The sequence below is a fragment of the Brevundimonas sp. TWP2-3-4b2 genome (genome assembly GCF_049897345.1).
Lineage (GTDB): Bacteria > Pseudomonadota > Alphaproteobacteria > Caulobacterales > Caulobacteraceae > Brevundimonas.
Genome location: NZ_JAFCWB010000002.1, coordinates 449,721 through 474,220, shown reverse-complemented (window position 1 = coordinate 474,220; position 24,500 = coordinate 449,721). Strand labels below are relative to the sequence as shown.

Genomic DNA, 24,500 nt, shown 5'->3' with positions numbered 1-24,500 from the left:
TCCGGCGAAACTGTGGCGGCTTCGCCGGCTCGGGTTCAACAACAGCGGGGTGGCGCAAGCGGGCATCACTCCCCAATATCCGTCCACACGCCACAGGGGGACCGGCATGGACGAGACGACCAGCATGGGACTGGGTCATGCCGTGGCGCTTCTGGCCGCCATGGTCGTCGCCGCGACCCTGTTCCGGCGCTTCGGCCTCGGCTCGGTCCTGGGCTATCTCGCCGCCGGCCTGCTGATCGGACCGTCGGTGCTGGGGATCGTGCGCGACCCGGAATCGGTTCTGCACGTCGCCGAGCTCGGCGTCGTCATGTTCCTGTTCATCATCGGGCTGGAGATGCGACCCGCGCGGTTGTGGAGCCTGCGCAAGGAGATCTTCGGGCTGGGTGCCGTGCAGGTTCTGGCCTGTGCGGTTCTGCTGACCGGACTGGCGATGCTGGCGGGGCTGGCCTGGTACGCCGCGCTGATCGCCGGCTTCGGCTTCGCCCTGTCGTCCACGGCCATCGTCATGCAGCTGCTGGAAGAGCGGAACGAGAATGCGGACCCGCCGGGCCAGCGCATCGTGTCCATCCTGCTGTTCGAGGATCTGGCCATCGTGCCGCTGCTGGCGCTGGTCGCGGTTCTGGCCAGTGCCTACGGCGCGGCGGTCGAAACCGGCTATCCGATCTGGATGACCGTCGGCCTGGCGATCGGGGCCGTGGCGCTGGTGTTTGTGGCCGGGCGCTGGGTGGTCAATCCCTTCTTCCGCCTGCTGGCGCGCTATGGCGGTCGCGAGGTCATGACCATGGGCGCGCTTCTGGTCGTCCTCGGGGCGGCCTGGGCGATGAACCTCGGCGGTCTGTCCATGGCCATGGGGGCCTTCCTGGCCGGCGTGCTGCTGTCGGAATCGACCTTCCGGCACCAGCTGGAAGCCGACGTCGAGCCGTTCCGGGGCCTGTTGCTGGGCCTGTTCTTCCTCAGCGTCGGCATGTCGCTGGACCTGCGGGTCGTGGTCGCCGACTGGGCCTGGGTTCTGGGCGGACTGGCGGCCTTCATGACCGCCAAGATGGTTGCAGTCTATGCGGTCGCGCGGCTGAAGCAGAAACACGGCGAGGGCCTGTTGCGCGCCGCCTTGATGGGCGAGGGCGGAGAGTTCGCCTTCGTCCTGTATTCCACCGCCTTTGCCGTCGGCCTTTTTGACGCCCGTACCGCGGCCATCCTGTCCGCCATCGTCATTCTGTCGATGGCCCTGACGCCGCTGCGGGTCATGCTGGCGGACCGGTTGCGGCCCGATGAGACGATGTCAGTGGAAGACGCCGAGGGGGTCGACCATGCGAGGAACCTGCGCGAACGCGTGCTGATCATCGGCTTTGGTCGCTTCGCCCAGGTCGTGTCCCAGCCCCTTCTGGCCCGCGACGTCGACGTCTCGATCATCGACATGGACATCGAGATGATCCAGGCCGCCGGCAAATTCGGCTTCAAGGTCTATTACGGCGACGGCTCGCGCCTCGACGTATTGCGGGCGTCCGGGGCCGAAACCGCCGAGACCATCCTCGTCTGCGTCGACAAGGCCGAGGCCGCCGACCAGATCGTGTCCGTGGTCAAGGAGGCCTTCCCCCTGACCAAATTGTTCGTCCGCGCCTATGACCGGGGACATTCGATCCGGCTGGTCAATGCGGGCGTCGAGTACCAGATCCGTGAGACCTTCGAGAGCGCCCTGGTGTTCGGCTATCAGGTGCTGATCGACCTGGGCTTCACCGGGGATCAGGCGCGCGAAACCGTCGACGATGTCCGCCGCCGCGACGAGGAACGGTTCACCCTGCAACTGTCGGGCGGCATACAGGCCGGCCGCGCCCTGATGCGCGGCAATGCGGTCACGCCCCAGCCCGCGCCCTACGTCAAACCCCGCCGCGAGGGCCAGGCCCTCAATGAGGAGGCCGCCGAGGCGCTGGAAGAGGACGGGCGGCAGAAGACCGTGGCCTGATGGTCGCCTCCGCCGCCACTTTGGTGTAGAGCCCGCGCCCGATGAACCGCCGCCTCTCGATCGCGCCGATGATGGACTGGACTGACCGGCACTGCCGGGCGTTCCATCGTGCCCTGACGACCCGCGCCGTTCTGTATACGGAGATGGTCACGGCACCGGCGATCCTGCACGGCGATCACCAGCGGCTGCTCGGCTTCGACGCGGTCGAACATCCGGTCGCCCTGCAACTGGGCGGCTCGGACCCGGACCAGCTGGCCGAGGCCGCCCGCATCGGGGCCGCCTTCGGCTATGACGAGATCAATCTGAACGTCGGCTGCCCCTCCGACCGGGTCCAGTCGGGCCGGTTCGGGGCCTGCCTGATGCGCGAGCCGTCGCTCGTCGCGGAGTGCATGGCCGCCATCAAGGGCGCGGTCGATGTGCCGGCGACGGTCAAATGCCGCATCGGCGTCGACGATCAGGATCCCTCCGTGTCGCTGTTTGCCACGGTCGACGCCTGCGCCGAAGCGGGCATTCAGGTCTTCATCGTCCATGCCCGCATGGCCTGGCTGAAAGGCCTGTCGCCGAAGGAAAACCGCGACGTGCCGCCGCTGGACTACGGGCTGGTGCGCCGGCTCAAGCGTGAGCGGCCGCACCTGTCGATCTCGATCAACGGCGGGATCCCCTCACTGGACGAAGCCGAGGCGCATCTGGACGATAGCGATGGCGTGGCCCTCGACGGCGTCATGCTGGGGCGCGCCGCCTATCACGAGCCGGCCATTCTGGGTCAGGCCGACCGCCGTCTGTACGACGCGGAGACGCCCGATGTGGACGCCTTCGCCGCCATCGACCGCTATCGTCCCTATATGGCCGCCCGCCTGGCCGAGGGGGTCCATCTGGCGGCCATGACCCGCCATATGCTCGGTGTGATGCACGGCCGCGCCGGGGCCCGGGCCTTCCGCCGCATCCTGACCGTCGAGGCCATCCGCCCCGGTGCCGGACTGGAGGTCGTGGACCAGTCCGTGGACGCGGTTCGCGAGGCCGGGGCCCGGCTGGAGCGGCGCGGCGAGGCGGCCTGATGCAATGGAGTCACAGCCCGCGCCGATGTGGCACCACGCTCGCCTGACGGGGGAACGCCACGGCACCGCCTCGCATTGATCGCGTCAGGAGACGCAATCCATGACCAAGACCCCGAACGGCAAAGCCGACCTGCGCCTGGTGTCCGCCGAGTCCGAAATCTACGACCTGATGCGCGCGCCGGAGACGACCTCGGGACGCGTCAAACGACTGCAACTGGAGGCCCGCGCCCTGGCCGTCGAACAGGTCGAGGCGCTGGAGCGGGTCCTGATGCAGGCCTCTGTCATGGCCAGGGAGATCGCCGAAGGCGGCGACGCCTATCCGGTCGGGGCCCGCGAACTGGCTGGACGACTGTCTTCGGACCTGCCGGCCAAGGCTGAGACCTTGAAGGCCATCGTCGGCCGCATCCTCTAGACCGTCCGGGGCTCGCTGCGGTCGCGAATGCGCCGTGCCAGCCGGAAGACCACGATCGCCAGCCCGACCAGGACGATCGGAATGATGACCGGCGCGAGGAAGGCCACGATCACGGTGAGGAAGGCCAGCACGTCCTCGATCAGCGACACCACCGGATTGCCCAGTCCGCCCGTCGTGGCGGTCGAGCCGACGCGGACCCCGGTCTGCGCCGCATTGAAGGCCAGTGCCGCCGGCGCTCCGACGATCAGGCCGGCGATGGCCGCCGCCGCCGGGTCGACACCCCAGAACACGCTGCCCGCGGCGACCGCGCCGGCGATCGGCCGGGTGACATAGCCGACCGCGTTCAGCGCATGATCGATGGCGGGCACCTTGTCGCCGGCGAACTCGGCCACGGTCGCCGTGGTCAGAGCGGCGATGGCGGGCCACGAGACCAGCCAGTCCATCTGATCGATCAGCCGCACACCGAACATCTCGAACCGGGCGGCCAGTGCCAGCATCAACAACGGCAGGAAAGTGCGCAGTCCCGTCGCCGAGGCCAGGCCCAGTCCCAGCAGGGCGGGCAGGACCCACGTCTGCAGCGGCCCGGCGGCGGCGCTGACGGAAGACAGGTCGAGATCGGGCATGCGGCGGCTCCTTGTCGTCGAGAATGACAATGCGCGGGAACGCCCGGGCGCTCCATTGGCTTTTGCATCGAGACAGTCAGAGGAGCCCGCCATGGACGGTCATCGGCGGCTACGCAGGCGGCTGAGACGATCTGGCCGCCCGTTCCTCAGGCCCCGACGTCGTCGAACTCCGGATGCCGCTTCATCCAGGCGACCGCATAGCTGCAACGCGGCTGGAGTTTCAGCTGTTCGGCACGCGCATGTTCGGCCAGCGCAAGCATGAATTTGCCCGCTGCGCCTGAACCACGCAGGGCCGGGTCGGCCTCGACGTGCAGGATGACCCGCGTCGATCCCTCGACCGCATAGTCGGCGAAGACGGTCCGCATCTCGCCCTCGGCGTCGACGAACCCCTGCTCAAACCTCTGGTCGGCTCGAACGTCGCGGAACTCGGTCATGGGTACGCTTCCTTGGGTCGGACAGGGGACATAGCGCCAACACGAGGCCGATCCGGCCGTTCCCGGGGTGACCGCGGAAATGTCAATTTATCCGCGCGAGCCCGTCAGGGGGCCTCGCCGCCGACCAGACGTACCAGTCCGATGATGCTCTTGATCGTGAACCAGATCGTCAGGAACAGCAGGCCCAGACCCAGGAGCAGACCGAGGGGAACCAGGACGATGCCTGTCACCGGGGCGGCCAGGAAACTGACCCCGCAGATGCCGATGGCGACCCACAACAGGATCGTCCACCAGAACACCGACCAGAACAGGCCGATCTGGGCATCGATATGGGCGCGGGACAGACCGCTGGACCCGCTACGACCGGCGTAGGCGACAATCAGGCCCACGATGACCAGCAGATTGGCGCTGGGCAGGGACAGGATGTACAGGCCCCAGGCGATCAAGGCCGCCGGCTTGCCCTCGGACTCATGGCCCGGGCTGTAGGTGGGTTCCCGGTTCGACCCGGTCTTCGCGTCGGCCATCGGCTCAGTCTCCGTCAGATCCACCAGCCGCGCGGATCGGCGATCGCGCGGCCGGACTTCAGGGCCCAAACGCCTGAAGCGCCACGAAGCACCAGCCAAAGCGCCAGAAGGAACAGGATCGGCACGCCGAGGGCGAACGGCGCGGCCAGCAGGATCAGGCCCGCCACGGCCGCGACGGCGGCGGCCCACAGGGTGCGCTGCTGATAGATGAAGTGCGAGGACGACAGCGCGTCGTCGGGTCCCGAGCGGCCGGTCACCGCAAACAGTCCGATCGCCGCCGACACGCCCATGGTCGGCACGGCGAACAGGATCAGGGCATAGACCGCGTACAGCCCCATTCCGCCGCCTGGAAGATCGGCGACGGAATCCCGGCGACGGCGGCGGGACCGGGTTTCGGGCGACCGCTCGAACACGGATGCGGGTCCGACCGGTGGTGCGGTCGTCACGGCTGGTTCTGGCGCGGCAACGGCGGGCTCCGGCTCGGGCCCGGCGGGGGCCGAGGTCCAGACGGTCCGCTTCTCGAACAGGTCAGGCTCCGTATCGGGCCCGGGCGGCTCCGGCTCCGGCTCCGCCATCGTGGGCAGGTCCGGGCCCGACTCCGCAAGGGAGTCCGGTGTCGGCTCGGACTCCGCGGCCGGTTCGCGCATTCGGCCCTGCAGCGACGCCGGCGAGGCGAAGCCGATCAGGTCGTCGTGATCATCGGAATTCGAGGGATCGCCCGGTTCGGCCATCAACGGGTCCTTGTCGTCTGGTCCAAGTAATGACGGCCCCTCGCGTCACGCGCAACCGCCCAGTCAGGGCCGGCCGTCAGCGCGACAGCAGGACCTCGCAGCCCGCTGCCTCGGCGCCTTGCAACGCACCCGGCTTTTCGATCCGGACGCTGCACCGCCGCACGCGGCTGTCGTTCAGGCAGGCCGTGGCCAGACGCTGGGCAAAGGTCTCGACCAGTCCGACATGACCCTCGGAGACGATGGCCCGGGCGGCGGCGGCGACGGTCTCGTAATTGACCGTATCGCCCAGACGCTCGATCGGCACCGGCGACAGATCCAGCGTCACATCGATGACCAGCCGCTGCAGTCGCCCCAGCTCATGATCGTGGATGCCGATCCCGGCCTCCAGCGTCAGGCCGCGCACGAACACCGTCAGCCCCTCCAGTCGGGGGGCACCGGCTCCCGTCAGGGGCAGGGGGGTTACGCTCACGGCCTACTCCACGATGTCCGGCGTGTGCCATGCCAGATGCTGGCCGCCGTCGACGGCGATCATCTGGCCCGTCACCAGTTCGGCGTCCACCAGCCAGCACACCGCCGAGGCGACCGCTTCCGGGCTGCCGGCGCGTTGCAGGGGCACGGCCTCGGCCTCGGCCTCGAACTCCGCTTCGGTCTGGTGCACCGAGGGCAGGGTGGGCCCCGGCCCGACACCGTTGACCCGGATATGCGGTGCCAGCGCCTGGGCCAGCGTCCGCGTCGCCCACCACAGGCCGTTCCGCGACAGGGCATAGGAGATGAAGCGCGGATCGGGCTTGAGCACCCGCTGATCCAGCAGATTGACGATGGATGACCCATCCGGCGCCTGGGCCGCGAAGGCCTCGGCCAGGACGATCGGCGCGCGCAGATTGGTCTCGATATGGGCGTCCCAGGTCTCGCGGTCCAGCGAGCCGACCCGGTCATCCTCGAACACCGAGGCATTGTTGACCAGCACGGCCAGCGGTCCGCCTATGGCGTCGACGGCGGCGGGAACCAGTGTCCGCACCTGCGCCTCGAGGCCGAGATCGGTCTTCACGGTGGCGGCCCGGCGTCCCAGGGCGCGAATCTCGTCGGCCACGGCCTCGGCCGCGTCACCGGACGATCGATAGTGGATGACGACGTCGAAGCCCGCACGGGCCAGCTCAAGGGCGATCGCGCGCCCGATTCGCTTGCCGCCGCCCGTGACGAGCGCGGCACCGGCCCGCCCGAAGGGTCGGTCGGGACCGTCAGTCAACCTGGCCGAACTCGATGAAGTTGATCAGGGCCAGAACGGCGACGAAGCCGAGGATGATGTAGAGGGCCAGCATGGAAACGCTCCTTGGTTGGGGTCGCAATAAAGCGCCACGCCGCGCTGTTCAAGGACACGCGGTCATGAAGGTCGCCGGGTCAGCGAAATCTTCCGCGGTGCGATCAGCCGGGCGGGATGATAGAGCGCTCTCATGAACCCCAATCTCTTTGCCATGATCGCCGTCATCCTCGCGGGCGGCGCGACCGCCCTGCAGGCTCCGACCAATGCGAAGCTGATGACCGCGGCCGGTTCGCCGGTGAACGCGGCCTTCGTCTCATTCGCGGTCGGCACGGCGGCGCTGGGCATCGTCGTCATGATCCTGCAGGCGCGACCGGACGTCACGGCGGCCCGGGCCCTGCCCTGGTATGCCTGGGTGGGCGGTCTGTACGGGGCCATCTTCGTCGTCGCGGCGGCCTGGGGCGTGCCGCGTCTCGGTGTGGCCCTGACCATCACCCTGATGGTCGCCGGCCAGCTGCTGATCGGCATCGTCCTGGACCATTTCGGGGCCTTCGGCACGCCACAGCACCCGATCAGCTGGGGCCGGGCCGCCGGCGTGGCCATGGTGCTGGCCGGTGTTCTCCTGGTGCGACGCAGCTGAATTGTAACCTGTCGCGCACGGCGGACGAAACGGTGGTCGAACCCGGAGCCGGCCGCATGACCACCCTTTACGCCCCTCGTCCAGAGACTGCCCTCGACGGTCGCGCCGCCCTGCGTCTCGGCATTGTGCTGATCCTGCTGGTCTTCGGCTATATGAAATTCCTGCCCTATGAAGCCGAGGGCGTGGCCGGGATCGCCCGGGACTACTGGCTGTTCGGCTGGCTGTATCCGGTGGTCGGGGTGGCAGGGGCCTCGATGGTCATCGGGGTGCTCGAGGTGACCACCGGTGTGCTCATCGCCCTCGGCGGCCGGTTCCCCGGGGCGGGGCTGGTCGGCGGGTTGATGGGCGTGGCGACCTTCGTGGTGACGCTGAGCTTCTCCTTCACCGCGCCGGGCATCGTCGAGGCCGGCTACAGCTTTCCGGCCCTCGGCTCGACGGGCCAGTTTCTGGCCAAGGACATCGGTCTGCTGGCGATCTGCGTGTTCCTGACACTGGATGCCCGGGCGCGCCTGATCGCGGCCTGAGGACGCGTCACCGCTTTCAGGGGGATGCGGGCGGATTTTGTCCTATATTGCCCGGGATGACCGAGGAGACGATTCCCGCCGCGCCCGACGCCCTCAAGGCGGCCGATCTGATCCGCGACGAGGCACGCCGCGCGCCTGACAAGCCGGGCGTCTACCGCATGTATGGCGAGGACGGGACCTGCCTCTATGTGGGCAAGGCGCGCTCGATCAAGAAGCGGATCCTGCAGTACGCCCAGGGCCGGTTCCACACCCAGCGCATCGGCCTGATGGTGTCCCTGACCCGGTCGATGGAGCTGGTCGTCACCGCCTCCGAGACCGAGGCCCTGCTGCTCGAATCCAACTTCATCAAGAAGCTGAAGCCGCGCTTCAACGTGGTCCTGCGCGACGACAAATCCTTCGCCGAGCTGATGATCCGCAAGGACCACCGCGCGCCCCAGGTGCGCAAGCACCGTGGGGCCCACACCACGGAAGGCGACTATTTCGGCCCGTTCGCCTCGACCTGGGCGGTGAACCGGACGCTGAACACCCTGCAGAAGGCCTTCCTGCTGCGCTCCTGTTCGGACAGCGTTTACGAGACCCGGACGCGGCCCTGCATGCTGCACCAGATCAAGCGCTGCTCGGCCCCCTGCACCGGTCTGATCTCGCTTGAGGCCTATGGCGACCTCGTCGGCGAGGCGTCGGACTTTCTCAAGGGCAAGTCCCGCGCCGTGATCGCCCGGCTGTCTGATGAGATGAGCGCCGCCGCCGAGGCCATGGACTATGAACAGGCCGCGCGCGTCCGCGACCGGATCCGCGCCCTGTCCGCCATCTCGATGGAGAATTCCGTCAGCGCCGACGGCGTCGCCGAGGCCGATGTCTTCGCCCTGTTCAGCGAAGGCGGCCAGGCCTGCGTCCAGGTCTTCTTCTATCGCGCCGGCCAGAACTGGGGTGGCCGGGCCTATTTCCCGCGCGTCGACCGGACCGACACCGACCCCGAGATTCTCGCGGCCTTCCTCGGCCAGTTCTACGAGGACAAGCCCATCCCGCGCCTGATCCTGTCCAATGTCCGGCCGCACGAGCTGGAGTTGCTGGAAGCCGCCTTCTCGATGAAGGCCGATCGGAAGGTGGACATCGCCCGCCCTCTGCGCGGCGACAAGGCGGCCCTGGTCGACCACGCCCTGACCAACGCCCGCGAGGCGCTGGGCCGCAAGATGGCCGAGGGTTCGGCCCAGGGCAAAATCCTCGACGAGGTATGCGAGGCCTTCGGGCTTGAGGCCCGGCCCGAGCGGATCGAGATCTATGACAACGCCCATATTTCGGGGACCAACGCCGTCGGCGGCATGGTCGTGGCGGGCCCCGAGAGCTTCCAGAAATCGCAGTACCGCAAATTCAACATCCGCGGCGAGGACCTGACCCCCGGCGACGATTACGGCATGATGCGCGAGGTCATGCGCCGCCGCTTCGGCCGTCTGGTGAAGGATGAGGACGCGGGCGAGGAGGTGGTTCGCCCTGACCTGCTGCTGATCGATGGCGGCGCGGGGCAACTGGCCGAGGTGCTGGCCGTGCTGGCCGACCTGGGGCTGGACGATATCCTCGCCGTCGGCGTGGCCAAGGGCCCGGATCGCGATGCGGGCAAGGAGCATTTCTTCATGCCGGGCCGGCCGCCGTTCATGCTGCCGCTCAAGTCGCCGGCCCTCTATTATATCCAGCGCCTGCGCGACGAGGCGCACCGGTTCGCCAACGGTGCGCACGCCAAACGCCGCTCGATGGATATCAAGAAGAATCCGCTCGACGAGGTCGAGGGCGTCGGCCCGGGCCGCAAGAAGGCCCTGCTGCACGCCTTCGGCTCGGCCAAGGGCGTCGGCCGCGCCTCGGTGGTTGATCTGGTCAAGGTCGACGGGATCAACCAGCCGCTGGCCGAACGGATTTACGGCTTCTTCCATCCCGAGACGCGGGGGTAGGGTGGTGTCCGTCAGGCGTCTGGAAGGGGCGATTCCGTGAGTGAATTTGCCCAGGGCACCGTCCATCACGCCGCGCCCGACCTCCGGTCCGCCCTGCAATCCGACCCGGGGGTCCTCGCACTTTGGCAGGGCCTGACGCCGTTGGGCCGCAACGAATTCATCTGCTGGGTCGAGGACGCGAAACAGTCCGCCACCCGCCAGCGCCGCATCGCGCGCACGATCGAGGAACTGATTGAGGGCAAGAAGCGTCCTTGCTGCTGGGCCGGTTGTATCCACCGCATCGACAAGGCCCCCGGCCGGTGGCAACAGGCCGTCCTGATCGATGGAAAGCGACGCGGGCTATAGTGACGGCAGGCCGCCAGCCGACCGCGCAGCATCGCCCGACGCTGCACCCTCTCCCCCAACCCCGTCCGATTGCCTATACCGACCCCATGCCCCAAAGATCCCGTGCCGCCCTCCTGTCTGGTTATAGCCGCTTCCGCGAGGAGCACTGGCCCGAGGCTAGGGCCCAGTACGAGGCCCTGGCCCAGGAGGGTCAGAGGCCACACACCCTTGTCGTCGCCTGTTCCGACAGCCGCGCCGACCCGGCCCTGATCTTCGACACGGCCCCCGGAGAGCTGTTCGTGGTCCGCAACGTCGCCAACCTTGTCCCGCCCTATGAGCCCGACGGCCTGCTGCACGGCGTCTCGGCGGCGCTGGAATTCGGGGTCAAGGTGCTCAAGGTCGCGCGCATCATGGTCATGGGGCATGCCCGATGCGGCGGCGTCGACGCCATGCTGAACGGCTCGCCGGCCGACTGCCAGGACTTCGTCGCGCCCTGGGTCGCGCAGGGCGCGCCGGTGGTGCGGCGCGCCTGTCAGGGGTGCGCGCCCGAGGAGGTCGAACAGGTCGCAGAGGAGGCCGTGGTGCGCCTCTCACTCGACAACCTGCGCACCTTCCCCTGGATCGCCGAGCGTGAGGCGGCGGGAACCCTTGTGCTCAGCGGCGTCCATTTCGGTATCGCCGACGGCATCCTGCGGGCACTCGAAGGCCCCGGCCGGTTCGAGGCTCTGGGTTGAACTTCGACCGCATCGCTCGCTTCATGCAGCGAAGCGTGGCAGATCGCGTTGAAGGCAGCGGAGCCCATTCATGACCCCTACCCACGCCAATCCCATTCCGAACATCATTACCGGCCTGCGCCTGATCGCGGGGGTCATCATGTTCCTGATCCTGGCGGGGGCCGCACCGCAGGGCGTGCCGTTCCTGTCCGAATATCTGAGCCCCGATGACCAGTTCCGGTTCGGCCGGACCGCCTTCGTCATCTTTGTCGTCGCCGCCTCTTCAGACTGGGTCGACGGCTATCTGGCGCGACGCTGGCACGCGACGACGCGCTGGGGTGCCATTCTCGATCCCATCGCTGACAAGATCCTCGTGACCGGTGCCATCCTCGGCGTGCTGGCCTGGGGGGCCCTGCCGCAGATCGCCATCCCCTGCGGTCTGATCCTGTTCCGCGAGTTCGCCGTTTCGGCCTTGCGCGAAACCGTCGCCGGCAAGGTCAAGCTGCAGGTCACGCTGCTGGCCAAGTGGAAGACCACCCTGCAGATGGTGGCCCTCGCCGCGCTCCAGCTGGTGCTGCTGTGGGACGGCTTCGGCCTGCCGCTGGAATGGCAGCCGCCGTTCCAGACCTTTGCCTATGTCCTGATCTGGGCCGCCGCCATCGTCACCGTCTGGACCGGCTGGCAGTATTTCGCCAAGGCGCAGCAGAAGATGAGCCAGCTGTAGGTCGTAGGGCTTAGGCGCTCTGAGCAAAGCCCTAAGCCCTAAGCCCTAACCCCTACGAACTCACCGAACCCCCAGCTCCCGCACCAGCCCGTCCATCCCGTACACATCCCGCAGCGCCGTCGTCACCGCCCCCGTGGTCACGATCACCGAGCGGTTGACGTTGCGGTCATAGCCATAGGCGTTGCGCTGGGTCAGGACGGTGGAGTCGAAATTGGCCCCCACCATCTCGCCCGCCGCATTGACCACGGGCGAACCGGACGAGCCGCCGATGGTGTCGGACGACACCGCCATGTTCAGCACCGTGTCGCCGTCGATCCGATCGGCCGCGGCCAGCAGACGCGGTGCCACATCGAACGGCGGCGCGCCGGTGGCCCGGGCCCACAGGCCGTCGAAAGTGGTGAACGGACCCCAGCGCTGGCCGGGTACGTCCGAACCCTCGATCTTGCCATAGGTCAGCCGGAGGGTGCCGGTCGCGTCTGGATAGACGGCGTCGCCATAGGCGGCAAAGCGCGCGGAGGCCAGACGTTCAGAGGCGCGGTCGGTCGGCGCCTGCACGCGAGCTTCCCAGTCCGAACGGACGGCGCGGCTGTTGTACTGCATGGCTCGGGCGAACACGATCATCGGATCGGTCGAGGCCTGAATGGCATCGAGGCCGCCTTCCCACAGTGCGCGACGTACGGCCGGGTCGCCCAGCGTCGTGCCGGCGGTCAGCCGGACCGACTTCGCCTCCGGCGATTCCGGGCCCAGCAGACCGAGCACGCGCCGATCGTCTACGGTCAGCCATTCGCGGGTCTTGGACAGCCACCATTCCATCCGGACCTGGTCCAGCGCCGGATAGACCGGCCGCTCGGCGAACAGGCCCGACTGGACGGCAGCCAGCCGGCTGTCGGCGAACTCCGGCAGGCGCTCGGCGGACGGTTTCGCCCGCTCCTCCGCCCCGCGCACCAGCGTCCGGGCCCAGCTGAACAGCTGCGATCCACCGCCGGCCTGGGTCTCGAGCATCGAATAGGCCGGATAGAGCTCGCGCTGGATCGGCTGCACCGCCGCCAGATCGGCCCAGGGATCGCCGACCCGCGCGGTCAGGGCGGCGTCCGCCGCTACCCGTCGGCGGAAGTCGGCCTCGCCCTCGGCCCGCGTCGCCATGAAGGCGGGATCGACCAGCGCCCGCATCCGGCCCAGGCCGCGCTTGTAGGTGTTCTCCAGCCCGACGATCGGGTCCATGGCGATGAAGGCGTTCTCATCGCTCTCTTCCGAGAACCGGATCAGCCGCCCGCGCAGTTCGGACGCGAGAAGCTGGTCCATCGGCAGGACCACGTCGCGGATCGTGAACAGCTGGTCCTGGGTCAGCAACCGCTGGGTCGCGCCCGGGCTTCCCGAGACGAAGACCGGCGTGCCTTCGACCGGCTGCGCGGCGTTCCAGACGAAATGGGTCGGCGTCGCCGCCGGGGCGTTGTTCTCGTACAGGCGGATGAAGGCGGCATCGATGGCGAAGCGGGGGAAGCTGAAATTGTCCAGATCGCCGCCGAAGGTCGCCGCCCGGTCTTCGGGCGCGAAGGCCAGCCGGACGTCGCTGTATTTCTTGTAGGTGTAGAGCTTGAACTGCCCGCCCCGGTACAGGGTCACGACCTGGCAGCGTTTATCCGTCGCGGCGCCGCAGGCTTCCTGTTCGATCCGGCCGGCCTCGGCGTCGCGCGCCCGGATGAAGGCCTGTCCTTCCAGGCCGGCTCCGGCGGCGTGCATCCGCTCGGTCACATCGGTGATGTCGGTCAGGATTTCCGCCGACCCGCCGGGGCATTTGATCTCTTCCTCGCGGCTGCGGGGCGTAAAGCCGGTCTCGGCGTAGTTGACCGCCTGGGTCGACAGATTGGCGACGCAGGTAGCGACGCAGTGGTTGTTGGTCATCACCAGCCCGGCACCGGACACCAGGCCCGCCGAACAGCCGCCGAACTTGACCGACGACAGCCGCACCTTGTCGAGGAAGGCCTGGTCGATGTTCGTCCCCAGCGTGGCGTTGGCGCGGGCGATCGGGAAATTGTCGAAGGTCCACATGCCTTCTTCCGCCCGGGCGGCCCCGGCGGCGAGGGTCAGAAGGGCGGCGGCGAGGGCGGGGGTGAGGTGACGCATTTATTGCTCCAAAAGATCTCCCTCCCCCTCCGGGGGAGGGTGGTCGCGAAGCGACCGGGTGGGGAGGGCCTGGCGAAACGAGCGCTGGTGCCTGTCTCGCCGAAGCGTCCCCACCCTGTCGTCGCTGTGCGCCGACATGCCTCCCCCGCAGGGGGAGGGAGACGGACGGTTGTTACCGGACCCCCAGCTCTCTCAGCAGGCGCGGGCTCGGATAGATGTTCCGCAGCGCCTCGGTGATCGCCGCCGTCGACACCGTCACCGTTCGGTTCAGCTCGCCGTCATAGCCGTACGACCCGCCCAGTGAATGGATGTTGCCGTCGAAGGCCGCGCCGATCACCTCGCCGGCGGCGTTGATCACCGGCGAGCCGGAGTTGCCGCCGATGATGTCGTTGGTCGAGGTGAAGTCAAACACCGTGTCCTTGTTGACCCGGCTTTCGTTGTCGATGAAGGCCTGGGCCGCGTTGAACGGCTCGGCCCCCGTGGCCCGCTCGTACAGGCCGCCCATGTAGGTAAAGGCCGGCACGGTCACGCCGCGATAGGTCCAGCCCGCGACCTGGCCGTAGGACAGGCGCAGCGAGAAGGTGGCGTCGGGATACAGGTTGGTGCCATAGGCCGCGAACCGGGCCTGGGCGACCTTTTCGGCCGCGCGGGCGGTCGGGGCGTTGACCTCGGCGGCCCAGCGGTCGGCGATGGCCTTGGCGGCGTCGTCATTGGCAATGACAAAGGCCAGCAACGGATCGGCCTCGGCCAGTTGCGCCGTGGTCATGCCGACGGCTTGGGCCCGGAAGGCGGCGTCGCCCATCCGCGTATTCGAGATCAGCCTGTCGGCCAGACCCTCGGGGCTTTCGCGGCCCAGCATCGCCTTCACCTGCGGATTGTCGACCGTCAGATATTCGCGGGTCTTGGACAGCCAGTAGCGCAGGCGGATCTCTTCCATCGCGGTCGCGATCGGCGTTTCTGCACCCATCGCCGTCGTCAGGCGGGCGCGCTGCACGTCGGTCATCGTCGTGTTTTTCGACGCACGCACGATCGCCCGGGCCATGGCGTAGAGGGTCGAGCCGCCACCGGCCGACTGCTCCAGCTGGCGGTAGGGCAGATAGAGGTCGCGCGCTGTGGCCTGGACACGCTCCAGGTCGCTCCAGGGATCGCCGATCTGCTGCACGAGGGCGGGATCAGCCGCGACGCGGGCACGCAACTCGGCCTCGGCCTCACGCTTGGCGTTCATGAAGGCCGGATCGGTCAGGGCCCCTTGCTGCCCGTAGGTGACCTTGAAGTTGTTTTCCAGGCCGAAGATCGGATCGAACGACAGCCGCTTGGCCTCGTCGCCAGTCAGCGAATATTCCAGCAGGCGACCGCGCAGTTCCGAGTTCTGGATCAGGGTCACCGGCAGCTGCTGGTCGCGCAGTCGTTCCAGCTGGCTCATGGTCAGCAGACGCTGGGTGGTGCCGGGGTTGCCCGCCACGAAGGTCACATCCCCTTCCTTGGGCGGGTTCGGATTCCATTTCAGGAAGTTCGGGCTTTCGACCGGCCGGCCGTTCTCGTAGGCGCGCAGGAAACCGGCATCGAGCGCATAGCGCGGGAAGTTGAAATTGTCGGGGTCGCCACCGAAGAAGGCGGCCTGGTTCTCGGGCGCGAACACCAGCCGCACGTCGTCATATCGGCGGAATTTGTACATGGCGTAGCGGCCGCCGCGGTAGAAGCTGATCACCTGGCAGTTGAACTTGGGATCGCCGGCGCAGGCTTCCGTCTGGATGGTGTTGGTCTCGGCCGTGCGGGCGGCGTTGAAGGCGGCACCTTCCAGGCCGGCACCGGCACCCAGAACCCGGTCGGTGACATCGACGATATCGACCAGCACTTCGGCCGTCTGGCCCGGGCAGCGCTTCTCTTCCTCGCGGGTGGCGGTCATGAAGCCGTTTTTCACATAGTCCTGCTCGGGCGAGGACAGTTCCTGCGAACAGCCCACCACGCAGTGCCAGTTGGTCAGGATCAGACCCTGGTCCGAGACGAACGAGGCTGAGCAGCCCTGGATGCGCACGGCGGCGTTGCGGACCCGGTCCAGCCAGGCTTGGTCGATCCGGGTGCCGTATTTGTCGTTCACCGTCTGGATCGGGAAATTGTCGAAGGTCCACATCCCTTCATCGGCCCGGGCCGAGGTCGGGGCGGCGGTCAGGGCCACGGCGGCGGCGAAGACGGCCAGCGAGGCGGTCGCCGAGACGGCGGCGCGAAGCGAACGAAGCGGCATTCTGCGAAATCTCCCAAAGTCCGGCGTTGATCGCCGACGGTTGACGCTACCTAGCCCTGATGACCCGATCCCGTCCATCGCCTCAAGCGCAGCACACGAAAGCGTAACGTGGGTCGCCTTACCTCGATTTAACTTGGTTCCGACCGCTTGCGCCGTCACATAGCGATACCGTCTCGGGGATCTTTGCTTACCAATGTCGCTCGCTCTGTCCACGCTGCTCTATGAGTGGCGGCGCTATATGGCCGCCGTCATGGCCCTGGCCCTGTCGGGGCTGCTGGTGCTGGCCATGACCGGTGTCTTCATCGGCATCGGCAAGGGGTTCACGGCCACGATCGAGCGGTCCAGCGCCGACATCATCATCATGCAGCCCGGTGCCAAGAGCCTGATTGGCGGCCCCTCCGGCGTGCCGCGCCGCTTTATCCCCCTGGCCTACCGCAACCCGGCGGTCGTGGAAGTCCAGCCGCTGGACGGTGCCGGCGGTTCGTTCCAGTCGGTCAAGAATGTCGACCCGACGATGTCCCAGGCGGATCGCGCCAAACAGGGCGCGCCGCGTCAGGAGTTCGTTCAGGCCAGCATCATCGACACAACGCCCGGTGCCGTGACGATCCCCACCGACTATTCCCAGGAACTGGTCGACGCCCTGCGTCAGCCCTACACCATCGCCATTGACGAGACGGCCATGACCAAGCTGGGCGTCAAGCTGGGCGACAAGGCCCTGTACAACGGCCAGACGGTGACCGTTGCGGGTATCACCCGCGGCTATCCCAACATGATGCAGGCGACCATCGTCATGTCACGCGACACCCTGCGCATGCTGGGTCAGGCCGACACCGGCCCCCGCGTCGGCCCCCTGATGGTCAAGCTGCGCGACCCGTCCCAGGCCGAGCGCGTCGCGATCGAACTCAATGCCCAGGGGGACGGCCAGTGGAAGGCCTGGACCCGTCAGGAACTGGCGGACGCCAACGCCTCGGCCATGTTCGAGGAAGGCATTCTGGTGATCATCATCGGCGGCTGCGTGGTGCTGGGTACCATCATCGGCGTGGCCATCACCTGGCAGACCCTGCGCGGGGCGATCATGGCCAATATCAAGGAGTTTGCGTCGTTGCGGGCTCTGGGTGTCGGCATGGGGTCGCTGAACCGTATCGTCATGGAGCTGAGCTTCTGGGTCGGCCTGATCGGCGTCGGCGCCGCCATCGGCCTGACCCTGCTTGTCCAGATGCTGGCGGCGGCCAACGCCGTGATCATCGCCCTGCCACCGGTCCTGCTGATCATCGTCGGCGGCGGACTGGTCGTCATCGCCATGTTGTCGGGCCTTCTGTCCCTCGGCATTCTCAAGAACAGCCAGCCCGCGGACCTGCTGCGATGAGCTCGACCACGACGCACGGCAAACACGGCGACTTCGCCATCGAGGCCAAGGGCCTGGTGAAGCGATTCAAATCCGGCAAGTCTTTCGTCGAGGTGCTGAAAGGCGTCGACTTCGACGCCCGCCACGGCGATCTGACCATGGTCATGGGCCCATCCGGCTCGGGCAAGTCGACCCTGATCGCGGCCCTGTCCGGCCTGCTGCGGCCGGAAGAGGGCCGGGTCGATACCCTCGACATCGACGATCTGTGGAAACTGTCGGCCGGCAAGATCGACAAGTTTCGCCTCGACAACTGCGGCTTCATTTTCCAGGGGTTCAACCTCTTCCCCGCCCTGACCGCCCTGCAACAGGTCGAGGTGGTCCTGAAATTCCAGGGCCTTTCAAAAGGCGACGCCAAACGCCAGGCGACCGCGACCCTTGAAGAGGTCGGCCTCGGCAAACGCCTGCACCAGCGTCCTTCGGCCCTGTCAGGCGGCGAGAAGCAGCGCGTGGCCATCGCCCGCTGCCTGGCCAAGAACCCCCAGATCCTGTTCGCCGATGAGCCGACGTCGGCGCTCGACGGCGAAAACGGGCAGATCGTCATCCGCCTGCTGCGCCGCGCCGCCACCGAACACGGTGCCGCCGTCATCTGCGTGACCCACGACCCCCGCCTCGAGGAATGGGCCGATCGGGTCATCAAGATCGAAGACGGCGTGATCATCGACGACCAACGCCGCATCCCCAATCCCGACGCCACGCTGGCTTCGCACTGAAGACCCCAAGGACCTTCGATATGCCCGCCTTCCTGAAGAACAAATGGCTCTGGATCGGTCTGGCGCTGATCGTCGTGATCGGCGTCGGCTTCACCTTCATGCAAAACGCCGGCAAGGCGAAGAAGGCCGAGGACGAGAAGACCGCGGCCAACAAGGTCGACAGCCCCTATGCGGCCATCGCCAACGGCAAGGTCGATATAGAGGGCGGCATCATCCAGATCGCGGCCCGTCGCGGCGGGGTCGTGCGCGAAGTCCTGGTGCAGGAAGGCGACCGCGTCGTCGCCGGCCAGATCCTCGCCCGGCAGGAAGATGACGAGCCCCGTCTGGCGCTGCAGAGCGCCAATGCTGACGTCAACCAGGCCGAAAGCCAGCTGCGCCTGATCCAGGTCGACATCCGCGCGGCCCAGCGCGAATTCAGCCGTCTTGAGAAACTGGTCGCGACCAATTTCGTCGCCGCCCAGCGCATGGATCAGGCCCGCGATTCCATCGCCCAGGCGCAGGCCCGCTTCGGCTCGGCCCAGGCCGCGGTCCAGACCGCCCGCGCCCGCCGCGACCAGGCCGCCTACAATGTCGAACTGACCGTCATCCGGGCCCCGCAGGACGGCCGCATTGTGCGCCGCTACGCCAACCCCGGCGCCGGTGCCTCGACCCTGAACGTGTCCAACATGTTCGACCTCGAGCCCGATGCGCCGCGCATCGCCCGCGCCGAGATCGTCGAGAGCGACATCCCCAACATCACCCCCGGCCAGGCCGTCGAGATCACCCCCGAGGGCGATCCCTCCAAGGTCTATGTCGGTGCCGTGCTGCGCCGCGCTGCCGTCTTCGGCGCCCGCAAGCTGGCCTCCGATGATCCCTCGCAACGCTCGGATGAGCGCGTTGTCGAGGTGGTGGTCACCGCCGGCGACGCGCCCCTGCTGATCGGCCAGCGCGTGCTGGTCAAATTCATGAAGCCCGGCCAGACCGCCGGTGCCCCCCGCGCCGTCACCGCCGGCGTCCCCGCCGGCCGTGCCATGCAGGCTCCGGCCACGGCAGGCTAGCGACGAGGGATCAGGCGGCGGTTCGGGCCGTCGCCTGCGCCTGTTCACCCAGCCAGCGGATGACGGTCCGCGACGCCCGCCTGGTTTCCCTGCCGCTCCGGATCGCGCCCAAGGCCCCGCCATCGGCGACGAAGCCGAAAGGCGCTACCAGCCGTCCGGCCGCGATGTCTTCGGCCGCGATTATCCACGGCAGCACCGCAGCCCCAAGTCCCGCCGACGCCGCGTCCAGTACGAAATGCAGATGGGTCAGGGTGCGGATCGGCCCGCGAGGCTCTGGGTGACCAGTCAACCTCGACCATTCCGACCACCCGTGCATTCGGGTGCGCGCCACCAGACGCGGGGCCGTGGAAAGATCGCCGGCTGCGACCGCCGGCGTGCAGACCAGACCGATCCGGTTTTCCGCCAGCCGCACCACCCCGGCATCGTTCAATGCGGAACCGTCCAGATAGCGAACCATCAGGTCGGCACCGCGCTGCCGGGTTGCCATGGGTGGCAGGTCCGTAAGGTGCAGTACGATGCCTGGACAGTCCCGCTCGAAGGTGCCCAGCCGTGGGATCAGCCATTTGACCGCCAGACTCTGGTGGATCGCCAGATGAACCTCGGCGGCATCGCGTACCGCGCGAACGGCTGCCGTCAGGGTGTCGAAGCCGGCCTCCAGTCCCGCCTGCAACGCCTCGCCCCGGACGGTCAGGCGCAGTTGGTGTTTCGGCCCCTCGAAAAGCCGAACCCCCAACGCTGACTCCAGCGCCTTCACCTGCCGGCTGATCGCGCTGTGAGTGACGTTCAGCTCCGCCGCCGCGCGGGTCGCGGAGCCGGTGCGTCCCATCGCCTCGAACGCCCGCAACGCATTCAGCGAGGGCAGGGCTGTTCGGGGTGTGAGGTTTTCGAACATGCAAAGCTCGATATGTCGCTTTCGGGCCGAGTGCAATCCGGCGATTGCGGCCCATGCCTCTGCGCTCCCGTCTGATCGTTCCCGTTCTCGGCCTGGGCCAGGTCGTGGCCTTCGCCTCCAGCTACTACCTGCTGGGCGTCCTCGCCGATCCGATGGCGCGGACGATGCGGCTTGAGCCATCCGCCGTTTTTACCGCCCTGTCCGCCGCCTTCCTGATTTCGGCAATGCTCTCTCCATGGGCGGGCGATGGATCGAACGCCGCGGCGGGCGTCGCGTGCTGGCATGGGCGCATCTCGCCTTCGCCGCCGCCCTGCTGACCATGGCTCTGTCGCCCTCAGCCATGGCTTTGATGGCGGGCGTCGCCGCACTCGGGGTCGGCATGTCAATCGGCCTCTACGGCACGGCCTTCGCCATCCTGGTCGAGCTGCACGGGGCGGCGGCCCGCCGCTCGATCACGGCCGTCTCGCTGATCGGCGCGCTGGGCGGCGGTCTCGGTTGGCCCATCAGCCGCATGATCGTCGAGGCCCGGGACTGGCGCGTTGCCTGCGCCGTCTGGGCGTTGGTCCATCTGGCGCTTTGCCTTCCGCTCACTTTGGCGGTCCTGCAGCGGTGGCGCGCCGCGACAAGAACCACGGCCGCACTGGAGCCGATCCGGTGGGACCGGCGGATGGTGCAGATCGCCGCCGTATTCGCCGGTGGATGGATGGTATCCACCGCCATGGGCGCGCATCTGCCCCGCCTTCTGGGCCAGCTTGGTCTCGGCACCGGACAAGCCGCATGGGCCGCCGGATTGATGGCGGTCAGCGCCATCGCGGCGCGTCTGTTCGACCTGATGATCCTGCACCGGTCGCATCCGGTGGCGACAGTGCGGCTCGCCTGTCTGTTCCATCCGCTGGGAGCGGGGCTGGCGGCGTGGGGCGGCGCGCGTCTGGCTCCGCTGCTTGCCGTGGGGCAGGGTGCGGGCAATGGTCTGCTGTCAGTGGCATCGGGCATTCTGCCGCTGCACGTCTTCGGGCCTGAACGATACGCGGCCCGGCAGGCGCTGCTGCTGACGCCGGCCCGCTATCTCCAGGCACTGGCCCCCGCCGCCTACGCCTTCGCCCTGGACGCGTCGCCACAGGTGGCCCTGGCCGCCTCCAGCCTCGTGTGCCTCGCCATGTGCGCCCTGACCATCGGGCTGGGCCCTAGCGACCGGTGAAATCCGCCGACCGTTTCTCCAGCGCCGCCGTCACGCCTTCGAGATGGTCGTCGGTGAGGTGCGCCAGCGCCTGCATCGAGGCGGTCATCTCCAGGATCTGGTCAAAGGTGGCGTCGCGACCCTGACGCAGCAGGGCCTTGGTCATGCGCAGGGCCTGGGGGGCGCGGGCGGAGACCTCGTCCGCGATGGCCATCGCCTCGTCCATCAACCGGTCCGGCGCGACCACCCGGCTGACCAGCCCCCACTCCAGCGCGGTCGGGGCATCCAGCACCCGGGCGGTGAACAGCATCTCGGCGGCGCGCGCATGGCCGATGTTGCGCGGCATCAGCCACGCCCCGCCGTCGCCCGGCAGAATACCCAGTTTCAGGAACGGCACCCCGAAGCTGGCCGTGTCCGAGGCGATGCGGATGTCCGCCAGCCCGGCGATGTCGCAGCCCAGCCCCATGGCCGGGCCGTTGACGGCCGCGATCAGCGGAACCTCCAGCCCGTAAAGCGCGCGCACGATCCGGTGCACCACGCGGCGATAGCGGTCGCGGATTTCGGGGCCCGAGCCGGCGAACATGTCGCGCCGGTCCTTCATCGCCTTCAGGTCGCCGCCGGCCGAGAAGGCGCGGCCGGCACCCGTCAGGATCACGCAGCGCACGGCCTGATCCGCGTTGACGCTCTCGCAGGCGGCGGCGAAGGCATCGCCGTCCTCAAGATCGGGCAGGGCGTTCAGCCGGTCGGGCCGGTCCAAAGTCCAGATTTCGACATGCGCTTGGCGCTCTCGGCGGATCAGGGTCATGCGTCCGATGTGCCGCAACCGGGCCGTCCCGGCAATCGCGGTCGCTCCTGAACGTTCGACGTGCGGGAGAATTGAAAGAGCCCCGGCCTTTCGAACCGGGGCATATTCAACCGGTTCAAGCCCGGTGGCCGGATCATGCCGGCGCGAAATCCGGGTCTGGACGCGATCAGGTCCAGACCGGTTTCGGTCTAGCGGCGCTTCTCGATCTTGATCGGGACGAAGTTCGACGGGTGGCTGACCACGCGATCGCCCGCCCCGTTGGTGTTCTTCGTATTGACCAGCATCCCGCCCCAGAGGGCGAATGACATCATGGCGTGCTGGAGGTTGCGGTCTCTGTCGTTCATCCTGGCGTCTCCTTTCGATGGAACGATGAAAAGAGACGCGTCGTGCTTTTCGGGAATCTCACCGTCATAGTCGTTTCGCGTCATCGTCAACCTAACCTTCACCATCGATAATTGCAATGGTTTTTACTCCGGTACCGGATCATATTTCGCAATCATGTCATCGACTGTGACCCAGACCCCAGAACCCACCCCGGGCACCATGGCTTCGCCGTGCGTCAAGACCTGCATCGTCGACGGTGCCTCCAGCCTCTGTCTCGGCTGTTTCCGCACCCTGTCCGAGATCGGTGGCTGGAGCAGTATGACCGACGCCCGTCGCGCCGAGATCATGGCGGAGCTGCCTGCGCGGGCAGGGCGGGGTCGTCCTTAACCCCCCGCAAACCATCCCCCTTCACCGCATCCAAACCGGCCTGTGCGATACCGGCGCTGTCGCAGAAGCGGCGCTTCAGGACGAGCTCGTATGCGTTTCGACCTTTCTTCCCTCGGCATCATGGCCGTCGCCGTCGCCTCGGCCCTGACCACGGTGTGGGGCATGGACCAGGCCGGCCTTCGCGGGCAGGCCCAGGCCGCGACCTTCCCCGCCGCTCACGCCGCTTCGCTGGCCTCCGCCCACGGTGCCCCCGCCCAGGTCCTGAAGGGCCTTGACGGCCATTACTGGGCCGACGCCCTGATCGAGGGTCGCGCCGTCCGCATGATGGTCGACACCGGTGCCAGCGTGGTCGCCCTGACCCGAAATGACGCCGCCCGACTGGGGCTGCGTCTGAAGCCGGACGATTTTTCCGGCACGGTCATCACCGCCTCGGGTCCCGTTCGCGCCGCGCCCGTCGAGCTTCAGACCGTCGCCGTCGCCGGTGCCCGCGTCGAACGCGTCCAGGCCCTGGTGGTCGAGCACGGCCTGCCGCACTCCCTGCTGGGCATGAGCTACCTCGGCCGGCTCTCGGCCTTCACGGCGACCCCGGCCAGTCTGACCCTGCGGCCCTAGAGCGCCTTCACCACCACCGACAGCGCCGTGGCCAGCAGATAGACCGCGAACGCCTTGCGCAGCACCCGCTTGTCCAGTGAATGGGCGAGCCTGGCCCCCAAGGGGGCCACCGTCGTGGTCAGAACGGCCATGACGACCGCTCCCGGGACGTTGACATACCCCAGCGAGAACGGCGGCCGTCCGCCCGCGTCCCAGCCGAACACGACGTACCCCAGCGTCGCCGCCGCTCCGATGGCCACGCCGAACCCCGAGGCGGTGGCTACGGCCTGATGGATCGGCCGGCCGCACAGCGTCATCATCATCCCGCCGAAACTGCCGCCGCCGATCCCCATCATGGCCGACAGCCCGCCGATCAGACCCCCGACCCCGCGCCGTGCCCAGCCCGTCGGCAGGTCGCTGCGCAGGGTGAACCGCTCGGGCAGCAGCCCCAGCTGGGCCGCGATCAACACCAGACAGACGCCGTAGACGACGGCCAGCCCCTGCATCGAGGTGACGCCGGCGACCGCCGACCCCACCAGGGCTCCGATCCCGACCCATGGGGTCCATGTCCTGAGCACCTGCTCATCCACGGCGCCGTGGCTGCGGTGCGCCTTCAGGGACCGCCAGCTGGTCGCCACGATGGTCAGCAGCGAGGTACCGATGGCCGTGTGCAGATTGCTTTCGCCCCCCACGCCCAGCACCTCGAAGGCGTAGAAGACCGCCGGCACGATCACAGTGCCTCCGCCGACCCCGAACAGGCCGGCGACGATCCCCCCGGCCAGCCCGGCGGCCACCAGGGCGCAGAGCAGAAGCAGCAGGTCGGGCAGGGGCAGGGCGGTCATCGGCCCTGTCTAGGCTGACTCGCCGCGAAGTGGACCGGGACCTCGCCGCAACCTTCCCCGACGAGCGCCGTTCTCTGCGCACAGGGACACACCCGGAAAGAC

Annotated in this window: 28 protein-coding genes; 16 read left to right on the top strand and 12 right to left on the bottom strand. The window is 68.0% G+C overall.

The window, feature by feature from the left end; all coding sequences use genetic code 11:
- Positions 1-106 precede the first annotated feature (106 nt).
- The 3 genes from ACP7AS_RS05940 to ACP7AS_RS05930 all read left to right on the top strand — a co-directional run bounded on the left by ACP7AS_RS05940 (position 107) and on the right by ACP7AS_RS05930 (position 3,427).
- A complete protein-coding gene (locus ACP7AS_RS05940) occupies positions 107-1,960 on the top strand; it encodes a monovalent cation:proton antiporter-2 (CPA2) family protein (RefSeq protein ID WP_426027931.1) in 1,854 nt (617 codons plus the stop codon).
- A 41-nt stretch (positions 1,961-2,001) separates the two neighbouring features.
- A complete protein-coding gene (gene dusA, locus ACP7AS_RS05935) occupies positions 2,002-3,015 on the top strand; it encodes a tRNA dihydrouridine(20/20a) synthase DusA (RefSeq protein ID WP_426027930.1) in 1,014 nt (337 codons plus the stop codon).
- Positions 3,016-3,115: 100 nt separating this feature from the next.
- Entirely contained in the window at positions 3,116-3,427 is a 312-nt protein-coding gene (locus tag ACP7AS_RS05930) for a hypothetical protein (protein WP_426027929.1), read from the top strand.
- Here ACP7AS_RS05930 and ACP7AS_RS05925 read toward each other — a convergent pair.
- The 6 genes from ACP7AS_RS05925 to ACP7AS_RS05900 all read right to left on the bottom strand — a co-directional run bounded on the left by ACP7AS_RS05925 (position 3,424) and on the right by ACP7AS_RS05900 (position 6,985).
- The gene (locus tag ACP7AS_RS05925; RefSeq protein ID WP_426027928.1) at positions 3,424-4,050 is read right to left on the bottom strand and encodes a DUF4126 domain-containing protein; all 627 of its coding nucleotides are present in this window, start codon (positions 4,048-4,050) and stop codon (positions 3,424-3,426) included. The two genes, ACP7AS_RS05930 and ACP7AS_RS05925, sit on opposite strands and share 4 nt — an antisense overlap.
- A gap of 146 nt (positions 4,051-4,196) precedes the next feature.
- On the bottom strand, positions 4,197-4,484 hold the full coding sequence (locus ACP7AS_RS05920; RefSeq protein ID WP_426027927.1) for a GNAT family N-acetyltransferase: 288 nt from the start codon (positions 4,482-4,484) through the stop codon (positions 4,197-4,199).
- A 104-nt stretch (positions 4,485-4,588) separates the two neighbouring features.
- Positions 4,589-5,008: a hypothetical protein gene (locus ACP7AS_RS05915; protein ID WP_426027926.1), complete on the bottom strand. Its 420-nt coding sequence runs from the start codon at positions 5,006-5,008 to the stop codon at positions 4,589-4,591.
- 14 nt (positions 5,009-5,022) lie between these two features.
- Positions 5,023-5,739: a hypothetical protein gene (locus ACP7AS_RS05910; RefSeq protein WP_426027925.1), complete on the bottom strand. Its 717-nt coding sequence runs from the start codon at positions 5,737-5,739 to the stop codon at positions 5,023-5,025.
- 76 nt (positions 5,740-5,815) lie between these two features.
- Positions 5,816-6,208 (bottom strand): dihydroneopterin aldolase, encoded by a 393-nt coding sequence (folB, locus tag ACP7AS_RS05905; protein ID WP_426027924.1) that lies wholly within the window; start codon positions 6,206-6,208, stop codon positions 5,816-5,818.
- A 3-nt stretch (positions 6,209-6,211) separates the two neighbouring features.
- Positions 6,212-6,985, bottom strand: coding sequence for an SDR family oxidoreductase (locus ACP7AS_RS05900; RefSeq protein ID WP_426027923.1), 774 nt, complete (start codon positions 6,983-6,985; stop codon positions 6,212-6,214).
- A gap of 205 nt (positions 6,986-7,190) precedes the next feature.
- Here ACP7AS_RS05900 and ACP7AS_RS05895 point away from each other — a divergent pair, with 205 nt between their 5' ends.
- From ACP7AS_RS05895 to pgsA, 6 genes are all read left to right on the top strand, one after another.
- Positions 7,191-7,637 carry a DMT family transporter gene (locus tag ACP7AS_RS05895; RefSeq protein WP_426027922.1) on the top strand — a complete coding sequence of 149 codons (447 nt, stop codon included), beginning with the start codon at positions 7,191-7,193 and terminating at the stop codon, positions 7,635-7,637.
- Between the two features lie 56 nt (positions 7,638-7,693).
- Complete coding sequence (locus tag ACP7AS_RS05890; protein WP_426027921.1) at positions 7,694-8,161, top strand: YkgB family protein; 468 nt, start codon at positions 7,694-7,696, stop codon at positions 8,159-8,161.
- 56 nt (positions 8,162-8,217) lie between these two features.
- Entirely contained in the window at positions 8,218-10,101 is a 1,884-nt protein-coding gene (uvrC, locus tag ACP7AS_RS05885; protein WP_426027920.1) for an excinuclease ABC subunit UvrC, read from the top strand.
- A 36-nt stretch (positions 10,102-10,137) separates the two neighbouring features.
- Entirely contained in the window at positions 10,138-10,446 is a 309-nt protein-coding gene (locus ACP7AS_RS05880) for a YdeI/OmpD-associated family protein (RefSeq protein ID WP_426027919.1), read from the top strand.
- 86 nt (positions 10,447-10,532) lie between these two features.
- A complete protein-coding gene (locus tag ACP7AS_RS05875) occupies positions 10,533-11,159 on the top strand; it encodes a carbonic anhydrase (protein ID WP_426027918.1) in 627 nt (208 codons plus the stop codon).
- A gap of 70 nt (positions 11,160-11,229) precedes the next feature.
- Entirely contained in the window at positions 11,230-11,862 is a 633-nt protein-coding gene (gene pgsA, locus ACP7AS_RS05870; protein ID WP_426027917.1) for a CDP-diacylglycerol--glycerol-3-phosphate 3-phosphatidyltransferase, read from the top strand.
- A gap of 60 nt (positions 11,863-11,922) precedes the next feature.
- Here pgsA and ACP7AS_RS05865 read toward each other — a convergent pair whose 3' ends face one another.
- Together ACP7AS_RS05865 and ACP7AS_RS05860 are read right to left on the bottom strand one after the other, a co-directional pair.
- A complete protein-coding gene (locus ACP7AS_RS05865; RefSeq protein ID WP_426027916.1) occupies positions 11,923-13,986 on the bottom strand; it encodes a S46 family peptidase in 2,064 nt (687 codons plus the stop codon).
- Positions 13,987-14,158: 172 nt separating this feature from the next.
- Positions 14,159-16,228 carry a S46 family peptidase gene (locus ACP7AS_RS05860; protein WP_426027915.1) on the bottom strand — a complete coding sequence of 690 codons (2,070 nt, stop codon included), beginning with the start codon at positions 16,226-16,228 and terminating at the stop codon, positions 14,159-14,161.
- A 193-nt stretch (positions 16,229-16,421) separates the two neighbouring features.
- Between ACP7AS_RS05860 and ACP7AS_RS05855 the strand changes: the two genes are divergently transcribed.
- From ACP7AS_RS05855 to ACP7AS_RS05845, 3 genes are read left to right on the top strand one after another with little or no spacing between them, the layout of a single operon-like run.
- Positions 16,422-17,594, top strand: a complete 1,173-nt coding sequence (locus tag ACP7AS_RS05855) for an ABC transporter permease (protein WP_426027914.1) — start codon at positions 16,422-16,424, stop codon at positions 17,592-17,594.
- Positions 17,591-18,343 carry an ABC transporter ATP-binding protein gene (locus tag ACP7AS_RS05850; RefSeq protein WP_426027913.1) on the top strand — a complete coding sequence of 251 codons (753 nt, stop codon included), beginning with the start codon at positions 17,591-17,593 and terminating at the stop codon, positions 18,341-18,343. Before ACP7AS_RS05855 ends, ACP7AS_RS05850 begins: the two co-directional genes overlap by 4 nt.
- A 20-nt stretch (positions 18,344-18,363) precedes the next feature.
- Positions 18,364-19,380 (top strand): HlyD family secretion protein, encoded by a 1,017-nt coding sequence (locus ACP7AS_RS05845; RefSeq protein ID WP_426027912.1) that lies wholly within the window; start codon positions 18,364-18,366, stop codon positions 19,378-19,380.
- 10 nt (positions 19,381-19,390) lie between these two features.
- On the opposite strand, the gene ACP7AS_RS05840 is transcribed toward ACP7AS_RS05845, so the two are convergent.
- A complete protein-coding gene (locus ACP7AS_RS05840) occupies positions 19,391-20,272 on the bottom strand; it encodes a LysR family transcriptional regulator (RefSeq protein WP_426027911.1) in 882 nt (293 codons plus the stop codon).
- Positions 20,273-20,325: 53 nt separating this feature from the next.
- Here ACP7AS_RS05840 and ACP7AS_RS05835 point away from each other — a divergent pair, with 53 nt between their 5' ends.
- Positions 20,326-20,589 (top strand): hypothetical protein, encoded by a 264-nt coding sequence (locus tag ACP7AS_RS05835; protein WP_426027910.1) that lies wholly within the window; start codon positions 20,326-20,328, stop codon positions 20,587-20,589.
- Positions 20,547-21,470: a hypothetical protein gene (locus ACP7AS_RS05830; protein WP_426027909.1), complete on the top strand. Its 924-nt coding sequence runs from the start codon at positions 20,547-20,549 to the stop codon at positions 21,468-21,470. Before ACP7AS_RS05835 ends, ACP7AS_RS05830 begins: the two co-directional genes overlap by 43 nt.
- Here ACP7AS_RS05830 and ACP7AS_RS05825 read toward each other — a convergent pair.
- Positions 21,457-22,254 carry a crotonase/enoyl-CoA hydratase family protein gene (locus ACP7AS_RS05825; RefSeq protein ID WP_426027908.1) on the bottom strand — a complete coding sequence of 266 codons (798 nt, stop codon included), beginning with the start codon at positions 22,252-22,254 and terminating at the stop codon, positions 21,457-21,459. The genes ACP7AS_RS05830 and ACP7AS_RS05825 overlap by 14 nt on opposite strands.
- A gap of 188 nt (positions 22,255-22,442) precedes the next feature.
- Positions 22,443-22,598 (bottom strand): hypothetical protein, encoded by a 156-nt coding sequence (locus ACP7AS_RS05820; RefSeq protein WP_332638635.1) that lies wholly within the window; start codon positions 22,596-22,598, stop codon positions 22,443-22,445.
- Between the two features lie 166 nt (positions 22,599-22,764).
- Here ACP7AS_RS05820 and ACP7AS_RS05815 point away from each other — a divergent pair, with 166 nt between their 5' ends.
- Both ACP7AS_RS05815 and ACP7AS_RS05810 read left to right on the top strand, forming a co-directional pair.
- A complete protein-coding gene (locus tag ACP7AS_RS05815; protein WP_426027907.1) occupies positions 22,765-22,965 on the top strand; it encodes a DUF1289 domain-containing protein in 201 nt (66 codons plus the stop codon).
- Positions 22,966-23,055: 90 nt separating this feature from the next.
- Entirely contained in the window at positions 23,056-23,577 is a 522-nt protein-coding gene (locus tag ACP7AS_RS05810) for a TIGR02281 family clan AA aspartic protease (protein WP_426027906.1), read from the top strand.
- Here the strand turns inward: ACP7AS_RS05810 and ACP7AS_RS05805 are convergent.
- Positions 23,574-24,398, bottom strand: coding sequence for a sulfite exporter TauE/SafE family protein (locus ACP7AS_RS05805; protein ID WP_426027905.1), 825 nt, complete (start codon positions 24,396-24,398; stop codon positions 23,574-23,576). The two genes, ACP7AS_RS05810 and ACP7AS_RS05805, sit on opposite strands and share 4 nt — an antisense overlap.
- Positions 24,399-24,500: the final 102 nt, after the last annotated feature.